Genomic DNA, 12931 nt, shown 5'->3' with positions numbered 1-12931 from the left:
TTTTCATAAAATTTCCTCCTATAGCTTAAAAAACACAAATTATCTTTTGCTTTTCTTAAAAATGATTAAAACAAAAAAATTAGCCAAATTTTTTTTCCTTTGAGATAAAACTTTATCATATAATAAAGAAGTCAAAAAATATTCTTCTTCATTATTTTCTAGTTTGTGATAGTAATCTACTAAATATTCTTCTTTAATTAATGAAATTAGTTTTTTATTTTCTATTGTTTCAAAATCTATATTTCTAAGATAATAACTTATTTCTGATAAAATAGCTTCGTACTCTAATATACTAATTATACTTTCTTTGAAATTACAAAAGCTTATGTTTTTTTGTATGTTCTCACATAAATCTGAATATTTCTTGTAAAATATTATTAATTCTGATAGATCTTTTAAGTCTTCACTTTTATTTTCTTGGTAATAATATGGGTTTTCTCTAAGAAGTTCTTCTGGATTTAATTCCCAATAACAAGGTTTCATCAATTTCACTCATTTCAAAATAAATTTCGTAGTTAGTTTACACTAACCATACAAATATTTTTTACATTTTTTTACACAAAAATATAGATATTTTTAAAAAAAAGGTAATCACTTATTTGTGGATTATTGTAAGATTTTAATTGCTCAGTTATCATTTTAACTAAGTCGCAACTATGTATATCTATTTTTATAATCTAATATTATTTAGGAATTGAGGTAATTAAATGATTGAAAAATATATAGAAAAAGATATTCTTAGACAAGTAAAATTGATAGATTATTTAATAGAAGCAAAATCTATCCCTGTAGAAGATTTATGTAGAATTCTGAATATTACTTTTAATACTTTGAAAAATGATATGAAAAAAATACAGGAGTACTTACCTAAAGATTCCTGCTCCTATTCTTTAAAAAACAAAATTGTTTCAATAAATTTCACTAAAAAAATAGACAGATACGAGATTACTAGGAAAATATATTCTCAGTCTCAATTTTTAAAGACATGTGATAAATATATACATAATAAAACAAACTATTTAACCATTGTTGAAGAAGAATTTATTTCTGTTACCCAAGCATTTAGATTAAAAAAAAGGGTTTTAGAATATTTAAAAGAGATAGATTTATATATTGAAAAAGAAGGATTCAACTACAAAAATGAGTTAAATTGGAGGAATTTTATTATTTCTGTATGGGTTCGTATAGGTATCCCTAGTAATATTTTAAATACAAAAAAATACAAGGAATCTTCTTTATTTGTATATGAACTTGAACAACATTTTAAATGTTCTTTAGAAAATATGAAACGCACTGTCTTATTAATAGTAGTTTATCTGATGATTACAAGATCAAAAAAGAATAAACTATTATTTCCTACTGAAATTGAGTTAGCAAAAGTAAAATCTGCTTTTTTTTATAAAGAAGTAAAAAAATTATCAATTAGAGTTCTACCTAGTTTTAGTCTTTCGTCATATGAAATTGGCTACTTATCAATCTATCTAAGAGTAATTTCTTTAAATCAATCAAAATACAACTTTTTATTAGAAGATTATGAATATATTATGTATACACTGTTAAATCAGCATACTGAATTACAACCCCTTATACATAATTTTGAAAACACATTTAACATTAATTTGCAAAATAATATTATTTTTAATAAAGCGTTGAGCAATTTAGTCTTTTCAACTTGGTTAAATATTCAAACACAATTTGTAGAAAAGCATTATTATTTGTCTCCAAAACAATTACTATATAAAAAAGAAGTGCAATCAATTTTGTATAATTGGTCAAAATTTTATTATCCTATTGTTTTCAATGATTTAGCAATAGATAGATTTTGTTCGTTAACTTATTCTTTGTTGTCAACATCTACTCATAAGGAATTTTTTATCATGATTGTTGCCGAAGATGAACTTTCACATATTCTTTATAGAGAAAGTCTATTAAAGTGGCTAAATAATTCTAAAGTACACATAGATGAAAATCTTTATTATTCTTTAGACTCTATTAATTTTAATACAAAATTTTGGACTCCTTTAATTATCTGTGAACGAGTTCTATTTTCTAAAAATAGTAAAAAAATTATGTTTCCAGTTTCTAGAAATAGTATAGCGAAAGATTTGCAGAGAGTATTATCATTTCTTTATGAAAATTGTTAATAAATAAAAGTAACTACCCAAAACCTTTACACAAACGTTTTAGTAGTTACTTTTATTTATTAAATTATGTGATTTTGGTACTATTGTGAAGTACTTAAACAAGAGGATGAGATAACTAATAAATCTCAACTTCCAAACAACTTTCTAAATTATTAAAAACACTCATTTATTTGAATGGATTGTGCAATTAAAAAGCCAACCTGCCAAAAAGACACATGTTATCCATTGATACTATAATTACTAATATATATAAATTTATCTAATTCAATTTTTCTAAATAAATAGTCACCAAAACCATTTATTAAATTCAAAAAGCAATTATTGCTAACAGCAGAGCTAACAATCATTGCTTTTTGAATTTAGTTACTGTGTAAAAAACATTACAAACTAGTATTATCAATACTTTTAAAAAAGCTACTATATAAAAACATAATTATTTTATATTTACTATAATTTAAACTAAGGACTAAGCTTATTATAATACATTCTTTTATCGTACAACATTAAATATTCTAAAATGATGACACTACTTCTTACAGTTATATTTCAAAAACCTTGCTAACTGATTTTAATACTACTTCATCTTCTTCATGAGTAGTTAAAATAATACCCTTATCTTCTGATATCTTAATATCTATAATCTTATATAACATTTTTTTTCTTTTCTTATCTACAAAAGCAAACGGTTCATCTAAAATATACCATTCTCTTTCTAAAGACATCAAAATAAGAGCATAAAGGAACTTTTTTTCCCCTCCTGAAAGCATTCCCCATTGTTTTTTAAGCAACTTATCAATATCTTCACGCTTAAGAATTTTATCGCTTAATTGATAAAAAGATTGAATACTTTTTTTTCCGTCCAAACCATAACTAAATTTCAGAAAGTCCATTCCTGATAAACGATCAGAAAAATATATGTTTTGATTAATATATATGATACTTTCATTCCCCTTAATTACAGTTCTTTTTGCCTTTTTTACTCCTGAAATGTAATCTAATAGTAAGGTTTTTCCGTTACCATTATCACCAGTAAATAAATTATACTCTTTTAAAATATTCATACTTATTTTTTTATCTACATAAGGAATATTTAAATCCTTTATTTCGATCATAGCTTTACCTTCTTTCATTTGAAATCGGTTCAAATTTAACTATAGAATACATACTAATAAAAACTAAAAATATTGAAAAAGTAACATATTTGAAGACATCCATATTTTTATGTTCAATTAAAACATTAGATAAAATTGACAGAGGGTTATATTTATTTAACTCTATATTCGTATTTAACAATATAAATAAACCAAAAATTAGCATTGTAAATATTGAATTTATAGTATTAGCATGCACTTTTTTTATTAGAGTTAAATTGTAACTAAAAAATGCAACTGGTAAACACGCTATAATAGTAATAAAGCTATATAAAAAAAGACGGAGAAACGATAATGGTAGTAAAATAACCACAATTAAATTAAGTAAGTTTACACTGATAAAGCTAAACATAATTTGCGTCAATAGATTGCCTAAAAAAAATGCCCAAGGTGAATTATTTATTGAAAAAATTGTTTTTAAGCTTCCATATTCCTTTAATTGTAATGCGTAAACTCCTACTCCATAAACATAGGAACAAACAACAATATATACCCACCAATATGCCAATTCCCATTCATTTGTTACACTTCTATAATTCATAAAAAAAGTAATTACAGGTAAGGCTATTGACCACAATAAAGGGATTTTATCTTTCAGTAACATTTTAATATTAAACAATGCATATGATTTAACTGAGATAAACATTTTCACTCCTCCTTACGGAAATGGTAACAGTTCTGAAAAATTTTTTCTTTTTAATTTTAATATATTCTCTATATTTAATATTATTTCTTTCGAAAAATTTCTTGGTGCCATGTTGGGAAACCACTTGGGGTCAAATACCTTCACTACTTTCACATTCTTAGCATGATTATTTTCAAACATTGTAATATACGGAGACATATTAAGAGAATTGCTTATATTTTTGATAGTAAATGTATGACTTACTTTTTCTGTTTTCTCTTCATTATTCAGAATAACAAATTCACTACCTTCAAGATATGCATATAAATCTTTAACTTCTTTCGAGCTCAATCTATCAAAATAGTCATGATAAATGTCCTTATTGTCAATTACTAATCCAGAGCCTTGACTAACTTTTCCTTCTTTATATTTTGAATGCGATGTAGCAAAATATTGTAATATTTCTTTTTGTGATTTTATTACTGCTTTTCTTGCTGATTGACTAGTTCCCAAACCCACTGCTTTGTATTTTTCACCATATCCAACGGCAAGTACTACGTAAAGGTTCTTACTTAAAGATATATTATAATATTTGACATTGTCTAAATAATTAGTCAAATATCGGTCTATTTTTTTTATTTCTTCTATCTTATCTATATTTAATTGCTGAGCCTTAGTATGAAACAAGAAGTTAGTAATATAGCTCTGTCTTTCAAAGAATTCTTTATACGCTATCCATATCAATGGCTTTGATTTTTTATGCGAGGCCATACCAGAAGAATCAACAAAACTATTCTTAAACAAAATCATATCAAGATTAACTTGTTTAATGCTTCCATCAATTAAATTCGTAGCAATAACCGTATGCTCTTTTGGTGAATTTTCGTTGATGAGTGTTTCTCGCTCCAAATACTCTCCTAAAGTTGAAAGAATATGCTGCCTTTTATTCTTTAAATCAACCTCATAGGCTTTGATAGGTCTTTTAGAATATTTTTCTATATATACGTTATAGTGATGTGACATAAATAAATCCTCATTTAAAACAAAATTCACCTTATTTCTTAAAAAACCTTTCAAAAGTATTCTCCTTTCTATCATTGGATAGGACAATCAATAGAATAATCAATTAAATATCTCTTAATAATCTCTTTATCTTTTTGTCTTTCAATGTTTATCTTAATTGGTACAGAATTTAGTAACTGTTTGGATATACATTTTATTGTTTTAACTCCTCTATTTATGTCATCTCCAATTACGGATATCTCAACATGGTTAATCCAATCAGAAGTTTCAATGTATTTCGTAGCTTGTATAGAATCTTTTGTAATAACTTTGTATGTTTCATCCATAAACTTTACTTTTTTTAAAATTTGTTTATGCAATTTATCAGAAAATTTATTTGCTTTTGCTAAGGGATTATTAAAAGTTTGCCACTCTATTCCCTTAGCTTCTTTCAAGGCCAAAATTAGAGATTGTTCCATAGTAATACTACAACATACACCTGAGGTTAGTAATTTCCCTTCTAAAAACCCCATCACGATCACTGTTGAATAATTACTAAGTTCACGAACTACATAAATTTTAAACATATTTGAAATAAAATTATAATCATTAATTAAGTCATGAATTTCTTTATCTTGTTTTAACTTTTCCCCTTTCAAACCATACCAAAAACAAAATACTTCATTTTTCTCAATCAATTCTGTTAGTGCCTTTGGGATTATTACTTCTGAAAGTTTTCCAGATGAAGTTCCTGTCGTATCATTAAATCCGAACTCATGATTTCCATATCCAAATTCTGAATATTTTCTGCTACTTACAATATTTTTTTCTAAATTTACAGAAGAAATAGTTTTATTTGTACTTAATGGTATCCCTAAGAAAAGTCTTTCTAAATATTCATTATAACTTTTAATAAGTGATAACTGTTTATTTTCGTCAACTGAGAAAGCACTACCTGCTGTCATTCCTTGCTTAATCTTGACACGTGAAAAATTCACATATCCAATATTTATATTTGATAAAAACATATCACTTTTCACACCATAGGAACTTTTATTCGTGAATATCATTAGTTAACACCTCTAAAATTAAAGTTTCCATTAACAAACATTTTCTCAAGTTTATACATAATCCATTTGTCAGTTGTTGCTCTGGTACTAGCATTTCGTTTATTATTATGTTTTTTTCTTTACTAATCGCTAATTGACTGCTTTTAGAAACATAACCAATTTCTTTTATACCATTTGTGTACGCCTTTTTTTTATATAAACAAATTGCATCCTCTATGTTTAAAAAAAAAGCTAACACCAGTTTATCATTTACTATTTCTCTAATCTTAGTTACATCAGTTTCATATAGAATCAAAAAATTATTTTTAAAATCAAAAGAATAACAACCAGTATTTACATTCCCTATTTTTTTTGTTATGGCTAGTATTGGCATACTAACTTTATATATAAAGGAAGCATAATTTTTTTGTAAATCACTAACTAACGTTTTTATAAAGACAGGTAACTCATCAAAAGGATATACCGCTAACCTAATATCCGAGTATTTCACATTATAAAGACCTAAAACATCGCTCAATTCATCTAAATTATTTTCTTCTACTTGTTTATTCACTACCCTTTGTTGATATTTTAACGTATCAATCAAATATGCTTCATCTAATAGTACATTCTTATATTCATTCCAATAATAATCACTCATAGCAATCACAATACCCCCAATGATAAGCAATATCTTTTGAAACTAAATGATTATTTAAATCAATAGATAAAACTTCATCTAAGTCACATTTCATTAAATCGCTATCCAAATTCCTCATTATGGTATAAACTATCGTAAAATAATCATCCTTTTGCAACGGGTATTCTATAGCAAAATTTTGTGATTTTGTATAAAGTAAATCTATAATTGTCTGAAAGTTAGCTGTATCAGAAGTTATTTCTCCTCTTAATTGGCTTTCTAGTTCAGAAAAAAAACATATTGGACATGGATTGTACCATTCCCTTTTATAGAAATTCGAAAAATAAATATGATGATTATAGCTAAAAATTATTTTAATGACTACATTCTTTTCCTTGGCTATATTTACAATATTTTCATATTCTTTAAAATTGAAAGCCTTTAAAAATACTATAAGCAATTTACCATCCATATTTTTAGATTCTAAGTGGGAAATACTAGTCTGATGACTAATTGTAAATTTTTCGGAAAACACGTAATCGAATAATTCAGAAAATTCAGAATCATCGGTATATACCAAAACCTCATTAACCTTATTATTTTCTATATCTAGCTTTTTAATTAATTTATTTTCTTCTAAAAAGACCAGTACATTATTAATCATGTTGCTCCTAAAATAATTGGATAATAGAGATTCCTCAAAATTTATTACTTCATTTTTTTCTAAATCTTTTAACATTCTAACTAAATTTTTATTAGTAATAATTATCGAAGATAGTTTTGTTTGAAAGAATGTTTCTTTTTCACTAAGATCATGCCATATAAAAGGGTTTACTTTATACATTTTTTCACTCCTTTTTAATTGATTATGTAAAGAGGTAAGTGCGTCCACTTACCTTATGAAGTTTCTATTCTTCTAATCCTGTGGCACCCCCACAACAACAGCAGCAACAACAACAGCAGCCACCGCCACCGCCGCCACCACCGCCGCCACCTTTAGAGACAGTAATGTTCTCAACGACAGAACCATACCCAAACCCATATAATTCAGTCTCTTCATTAATTGCATTTGGGGTTTTTTGCGACACTAAAACTTCTTCAACATTCATTTTAATACACCTCCGTTATAATTTTATCAATATTGATGAAATTATTTTACCACTATCCAATCATTTTTCAAGCAAAAACTCATCTTATTCTAATTAAAAAACGTATTTTTATACTGAAAAATCTAAAAATCTTTGATTAGACAACAAAAACAAAAAAATTAATAACAAAACAACTATCATTAATTTTTCTATTTTTATATCAATGAAAATTCTAACAAAAATAATTTTTAAAATATTTATTTTATCACATTAAAATTATAATATACAATGCATATTCGCATATTTTCGGATTTTACCTCTTTAATAACAATTGTGAATACCTAGTTTTATGAATTGATACTTACTATAAGGAAAGCATATTGTTTAATAACAAAACATATTTAAGTATTTAAAAAGCAACAACCGCTAACACAAGAGCTAACAATCATTGCTTTTTGAACTTATTTACTATGCAAATAAAGACATTAAAAACTAGTATTCTCAATACATTTAAACAGAAACTACTACCTGAAATCATAATTTCTGTATATTTTCCTTGTAACTACAACTGAAACATGTAGTACCTTCGAGTTGCCAAAAAAACATTATTCAAGTTAAGTAGCATTATTAATTATGTAGTCTTCTCTTCCAAAATAGGGACGACTTTTAGGGACGACCCTTAAACATTCCATAAAATTTTATAAAACTTATTACAGCTATCAAAAGTATCAATTATTTATATATCAACACTACCTCTCTCCTCAAAAACTATCAATAAGATTCCGGTTCTTGAGACGGGGGTTCGATTCCCTCAGGGCGCGTTATTTAAATATGTTGATTTATCAACGTTTCTGGACACTCTTTATTCATCTAAAGAGTGTTTTTTTCTTGTTTAGGAATGATTTTTCTATCCGTAGTTTTTTCAAATGTTGCTTGTGGCAAGCTCAATCGCACTTAACGCGACAACATTTGTTCTGCTTCAGCTAAAAATCCAATAAGGCTAAAATTCCTCCGTTCCTATTGTAACGCATAACGTTTCCTTTTTCTATCTGCTAAACAAAGTATTACGACAAGTAAACACCTGCTTCTCTCTTAAAGATCCCTTTCTGATTATATAGTAAATTGCTTTTAATTTGTTAATTATTTTACCAAAAACTTAATACCCTAATTAAATAAAGAACCTGGGGCAAAAATCACTTTGGATTTTTGTCCCAGGCTTAAAACCTGATAATTGGCGGGAACAGAACCGTTCAGCTCCGACCTCTAAAATACTTAATTAGAAATATGCTACCCGCAATCACACCAATTATGATTACTAGCCAAAATAATCCACTTACAAGTAACAGCTCAGTTAAGGTCGTCTTCAGATTCTCCTCCTTTAAATGGCATCTGCTTTGTTTTGCTATGTAATTAATGACGAGATCAGACAACAGCTATCAAAAAAACGGACCAACACGTGGTCCGTTTTCATTCATTATTAAGCTTTTACGATGTTCGTTGCTTGTAAGCCGCGTGGACCTTCTTCAGTATCAAAAGTTACTGCTTGGCCTTCGTCTAAAGTTTTAAATCCATCTGATTGAATAGCTGAAAAATGTGCAAATACATCATTGCCATCTTCACCTGTAATAAATCCAAAACCTTTGTCTGCGTTAAACCATTTTACTGTACCGTTGTTCATATATATTTCCTCCTAGTGCATAAAAATATGCAAGTTATTGCAAAAAATGTTGAGTGGCAAAAGGAGAAGTATAGTTTTTAAATATATAACTCAAATTACTTATCAAAATTGATTACTTAATTACTATAACATATTTATTAGAAATAAACAATGCCCACGACTTTTCCTTGGACTTTCTAAAATAATCAAAGATGCGCTTGACAAAGCCCTAGCAAAAAACACTCCTATTCTTTCTATTTCCAGTTAGTTTTGTTTAACTTTAAATAATCGCTACGCGCCAAATAATCAAATAGCGGAGCTAATCCTGGTGAAAAATTTACTTCCTCAAACCGCTTAATAAATTGTACGCCTTTAATTTTATTTGGTTCGTTCAGCGTAACTTTTCCTTGGGCTTGTTTGGCAAAATAAAAATGTCCTTGCCAAACGATTGAATCAAAAACGAGTGGTCCAGTAAAAATTTCTTCAAGTTCAGTAATTTCCACTGCTAATTCTTCTTTCATTTCACGAATCGCACATTCCAGCGCTGATTCACCAAGTTCTTGTTTTCCACCAGGGAAATTCCAAGTGTCTGGCCGATCTTTTAAAATAAGAATTTCATCTGATTGATTTTTAAGAAGTACTCGCGAAAATTCTTTTTTCATTTCGTTTAACCCTCTTCTTCATTTTTTATTGAGAAGCCACACTTGGTAGCATAAAAATATAATGCAAAATACGATCTGCGTACGATGGATTTTTTTCAAAGTCATTGACTTCTTCATTGACTAACTCCAAATCATCGGTAATCACTCCAGCAACGTCCATAAAGAGCATTTTACTTAATACCTCTGAGTCATTAACTGTCCAAGCATAAACTGCTTTTTTCTGTTGGTCAGCTTTTAAAATGAAGGTATCGTTCAACGTGGTAGCTTCCATTGTATACAAATCAGCTTGTGTTTCTGGAAAAGTGAAATTATAGGGCAAAATAAAACTAACTTTTACTTTTGATTTGGCTTTTTTAAACGCTTTGATCACATTGTAGTCGAGAGATTGAACCTGATGGTTATTCTTTATCAAAGGACGTTCATATTTTTCAATAAAGTTAGAAAGCGCACCTTGACTATCTTGTTTAGACGTTTTAATTTCTACTAGTAATTTTTGTTTGGCTTGGTTTGCCTTCGCTAAATAATCATCAAAACTGGCAATTGGTGCTTCTTGGCCATTTTCTTTAACGGTCATTTCTGTTAATTCAGCCAACGTAAACTCTTGCGGCGTGCCATCAACGCCGGCGAGTTCTTGAAGGTTGGCATCATGCATCACAACAAATTGATGGTCTTTGGTTTCTTGAACATCAATTTCAATATAATCTGGTTTAAATTTAATGGTTCTTTCCATAGCAGGAATGGTATTTTGTACGCCATTACTATTGGTGACCCCTCGATGCGAAATAATCAAAGGTTTTGATTCTAATAGCCCTGTTAAGTAAACAGCGTTGAAAATTATATAGCCGCCAAAAATGGTGAATAGTCCTAGGCCCATTCCGATAGTCACTAATTTATTACGTTTTGTTTCTTTGTCAAAGGCAACTTTTGTCGTCGTTTCTGCTTGAACATTTAATTGTGTATATAAGAAATTAATCAGTAATACTGAAAGCCAAGCATTAGAGACAAACTGTAAAAATTGGACAACCGTTAAATTTAAAATCCCACCTAGCAAGCTAATGGTATCGCTCAAGGTATCTAACTTCAACTGTAGAAGATAAAGTAACACATAAATAACATACGTTGAAACAAATACCGCGATCGTCACAAATGCAATATTACGAATAATGAACCATAATCGTTTGTTTGTCATTGACCAACTAGCCTTAACTGCCTCGCCTGCTTTTTTTCTCTCCAGAATCATTAATGGAAGCGTGTAAATGAAACGAATAGCTAAATACCAGACTAATAACCCAAAGGCCAGTAACCCAATCAAGTAAGGAATTCGTTGGGACAAAAATTCAACAATAAAATCTGGAATCACAAATTTCGTCAATAGATTACTTTGGAAAATCAGGTTACCAAAAGGGACAATGACAACAAAATAACCGAAAAAGAATAACCACGAACGGGCACCTTGCTTTTTAAGAACCTTAAAAGATGCCTTGGTAACTCCTTTAAAATGAAAGCGATGGTCTTGCCGTATTTGAAAAATCCCTAATAATAAAAAGGTAAACTGATAAAAAACTGCACCTAAAAAAAGTAACAACAAGAGAATTAATAACACCAGAGCAAGCGGCTTTTCTAACAATAAATTCAGGTTATTAAACGAAAGATAAGGAATACCTTGAGTTTTTAGTGCGTTGGAAGTAGCCCAACTAAAAGCCCCACCCACCAATAATAATAAGACATTTAAAGTAAAAAATAACCATAAATACTGCAAGATGTCTTTAAAAAATTGCCTTGTTCCATTTTTAAATGTTTGCCAAGCAGACATACAAACCCCTCCATTCTAAAAGTATCTGATTAAAGTTCTTCCATACGAATCCTAAATAAAACAACGGCAATCCAAATTGAAATAAATGATGGCAAAATAACAATAATGATTGCGACTGGCTCATCAATAGTCCCTTGTAACGTATTTTTTACTTCTGAAGAAACAATAAACTGATCAAAAATCACTTGATAAATAGTAACATAAATCAATACCCATTGAATATAATATTCAATTATTTTCATTAAAGCGATGGGTAAAACAATTTTTTTCGTCGTTAAATTCAATAAAAAATATAACAAAAGACTCGTACTGATGATAACGACTATCCCTAAAAGAAATAACGACTCTAACCGCTGCCCTATTACGTTTGCAACGCCTATTGTTAATAATAAATACATAGCTACCGAAATTAAGATGCTCACACTTAGCATAACAGAAAACAAAAGTAATGCCTTAAGAAAAAGCCACATATCAACTCTTTTATTTCCAATCAATAAACCTAAAAGAATCACCGACAAAAGTAAAATCAATTCAATCATTCGTTCCTCCTTCCAAAACAAATGAAAACAAATTCATATGTTCGCGTTTATTTTATCAAACCAAAATGGATTTGTAAAATATTTCACATGTTATTTAATAAACGACTATTACTAGAAAAAAGACAAGCCAAGTTTCCTTTATTTAGGAAACTTGGCTTGTCTTTTTATTCTTTTTACTTCGTTATTTTTTGATAGTTTGCGAATAATTGATTCGCATCTCCTTCTCCATCAATTTTCTTGAGATGGCCGTTATCTATTTTAAACATAGATGGCACATGTAAAACTTTATTTTCTCGGATAAATGTTGACCATTCCTTCATGGTCTCTTTGTTGGTTAATTCTACATAGTAAACCTGTTTAGGTGCTTGTAATAGTTTCTCGAAATCCTGACAATCTGAACAGTTTTTCTTTTTTAAAACAACATAAAATGTTTCGCCAGAGTGTTTTTTTTCTTGATACTCATTGAAACTTAATTCCTTTTTATGCGGAATAAATGTAAAACCTACCAACAAACTAAGTAACAAAATTAACAGACTGAACGAAATTTTTTTATTCATGTTT

Annotated in this window: 14 protein-coding genes; 1 reads left to right on the top strand and 13 read right to left on the bottom strand. The window is 28.4% G+C overall.

The annotated features are described in order from the left end of the window. Positions 1-39: 39 nt before the first annotated feature. Complete coding sequence (locus IGK86_RS02605) at positions 40-483, bottom strand: hypothetical protein (protein WP_016617133.1); 444 nt, start codon at positions 481-483, stop codon at positions 40-42. A 224-nt stretch (positions 484-707) separates the two neighbouring features. Between IGK86_RS02605 and IGK86_RS02600 the strand changes: the two genes are divergently transcribed. Beyond that, complete coding sequence (locus IGK86_RS02600) at positions 708-2144, top strand: helix-turn-helix domain-containing protein (protein WP_438741993.1); 1437 nt, start codon at positions 708-710, stop codon at positions 2142-2144. Between the two features lie 539 nt (positions 2145-2683). Here IGK86_RS02600 and IGK86_RS02595 read toward each other — a convergent pair. The 12 genes from IGK86_RS02595 to IGK86_RS02540 form a co-directional block, all read right to left on the bottom strand. Beyond that, entirely contained in the window at positions 2684-3274 is a 591-nt protein-coding gene (locus tag IGK86_RS02595) for an ATP-binding cassette domain-containing protein (protein ID WP_002394296.1), read from the bottom strand. Beyond that, the gene (locus tag IGK86_RS02590) at positions 3261-3941 is read right to left on the bottom strand and encodes a hypothetical protein (protein ID WP_002365261.1); all 681 of its coding nucleotides are present in this window, start codon (positions 3939-3941) and stop codon (positions 3261-3263) included. Before IGK86_RS02590 ends, IGK86_RS02595 begins: the two co-directional genes overlap by 14 nt. Positions 3942-3953: 12 nt before the next feature. Beyond that, entirely contained in the window at positions 3954-4997 is a 1044-nt protein-coding gene (locus IGK86_RS02585; RefSeq protein ID WP_010826861.1) for a YcaO-like family protein, read from the bottom strand. A gap of 17 nt (positions 4998-5014) precedes the next feature. Further along, positions 5015-5992, bottom strand: a complete 978-nt coding sequence (locus IGK86_RS02580) for a hypothetical protein (protein WP_002407756.1) — start codon at positions 5990-5992, stop codon at positions 5015-5017. Next, entirely contained in the window at positions 5976-6632 is a 657-nt protein-coding gene (locus IGK86_RS02575) for a hypothetical protein (RefSeq protein WP_002407757.1), read from the bottom strand. The genes IGK86_RS02580 and IGK86_RS02575 overlap by 17 nt, the downstream gene beginning before the upstream one ends. Beyond that, a complete protein-coding gene (locus IGK86_RS02570; RefSeq protein WP_010826860.1) occupies positions 6625-7455 on the bottom strand; it encodes an McbB family protein in 831 nt (276 codons plus the stop codon). Before IGK86_RS02570 ends, IGK86_RS02575 begins: the two co-directional genes overlap by 8 nt. 64 nt (positions 7456-7519) lie before the next feature. Further along, positions 7520-7720: a hypothetical protein gene (locus tag IGK86_RS02565; protein WP_002365266.1), complete on the bottom strand. Its 201-nt coding sequence runs from the start codon at positions 7718-7720 to the stop codon at positions 7520-7522. A 1456-nt stretch (positions 7721-9176) separates the two neighbouring features. Then, positions 9177-9377, bottom strand: coding sequence for a cold-shock protein (locus IGK86_RS02560; protein ID WP_002355647.1), 201 nt, complete (start codon positions 9375-9377; stop codon positions 9177-9179). Between the two features lie 233 nt (positions 9378-9610). Further along, the gene (locus IGK86_RS02555) at positions 9611-10018 is read right to left on the bottom strand and encodes an NUDIX hydrolase (RefSeq protein ID WP_002361287.1); all 408 of its coding nucleotides are present in this window, start codon (positions 10016-10018) and stop codon (positions 9611-9613) included. 25 nt (positions 10019-10043) lie between these two features. Beyond that, positions 10044-11831: a glycerophosphoryl diester phosphodiesterase membrane domain-containing protein gene (locus IGK86_RS02550; protein ID WP_438741991.1), complete on the bottom strand. Its 1788-nt coding sequence runs from the start codon at positions 11829-11831 to the stop codon at positions 10044-10046. 29 nt (positions 11832-11860) lie between these two features. Continuing rightward, positions 11861-12370, bottom strand: coding sequence for an SA1002 family membrane protein (locus tag IGK86_RS02545; protein ID WP_016617131.1), 510 nt, complete (start codon positions 12368-12370; stop codon positions 11861-11863). A 173-nt stretch (positions 12371-12543) separates the two neighbouring features. Further along, positions 12544-12927 carry a bacteriocin gene (locus IGK86_RS02540; protein ID WP_002358745.1) on the bottom strand — a complete coding sequence of 128 codons (384 nt, stop codon included), beginning with the start codon at positions 12925-12927 and terminating at the stop codon, positions 12544-12546. Positions 12928-12931: the final 4 nt, after the last annotated feature.

This window comes from Enterococcus sp. DIV1206, assembly GCF_051712485.1.
GTDB classification, from domain to species: Bacteria; Bacillota; Bacilli; order Lactobacillales; family Enterococcaceae; genus Enterococcus; species Enterococcus faecalis.
The sequence above is the reverse complement of the archived record's forward strand: the minus strand, read 5'-3'. Positions and strand labels throughout refer to the sequence as shown.

Coding starts and splice junctions, on each gene's coding strand:
- IGK86_RS02580 (WP_002407756.1), bottom strand. CDS start 5,992: ATGATATTCACGAATAAAAGTTCCTATGGTGTGAAAAGTGATATGTTT.
- IGK86_RS02565 (WP_002365266.1), bottom strand. CDS start 7,720: ATGAATGTTGAAGAAGTTTTAGTGTCGCAAAAAACCCCAAATGCAATT.
- IGK86_RS02575 (WP_002407757.1), bottom strand. CDS start 6,632: ATGAGTGATTATTATTGGAATGAATATAAGAATGTACTATTAGATGAA.
- IGK86_RS02545 (WP_016617131.1), bottom strand. CDS start 12,370: ATGATTGAATTGATTTTACTTTTGTCGGTGATTCTTTTAGGTTTATTG.
- IGK86_RS02605 (WP_016617133.1), bottom strand. CDS start 483: ATGAAACCTTGTTATTGGGAATTAAATCCAGAAGAACTTCTTAGAGAA.
- IGK86_RS02570 (WP_010826860.1), bottom strand. CDS start 7,455: ATGTATAAAGTAAACCCTTTTATATGGCATGATCTTAGTGAAAAAGAA.
- IGK86_RS02600 (WP_438741993.1), top strand. CDS start 708: ATGATTGAAAAATATATAGAAAAAGATATTCTTAGACAAGTAAAATTG.
- IGK86_RS02555 (WP_002361287.1), bottom strand. CDS start 10,018: ATGAAAAAAGAATTTTCGCGAGTACTTCTTAAAAATCAATCAGATGAA.
- IGK86_RS02550 (WP_438741991.1), bottom strand. CDS start 11,831: ATGTCTGCTTGGCAAACATTTAAAAATGGAACAAGGCAATTTTTTAAA.
- IGK86_RS02540 (WP_002358745.1), bottom strand. CDS start 12,927: ATGAATAAAAAAATTTCGTTCAGTCTGTTAATTTTGTTACTTAGTTTG.
- IGK86_RS02590 (WP_002365261.1), bottom strand. CDS start 3,941: ATGTTTATCTCAGTTAAATCATATGCATTGTTTAATATTAAAATGTTA.
- IGK86_RS02595 (WP_002394296.1), bottom strand. CDS start 3,274: ATGAAAGAAGGTAAAGCTATGATCGAAATAAAGGATTTAAATATTCCT.
- IGK86_RS02560 (WP_002355647.1), bottom strand. CDS start 9,377: ATGAACAACGGTACAGTAAAATGGTTTAACGCAGACAAAGGTTTTGGA.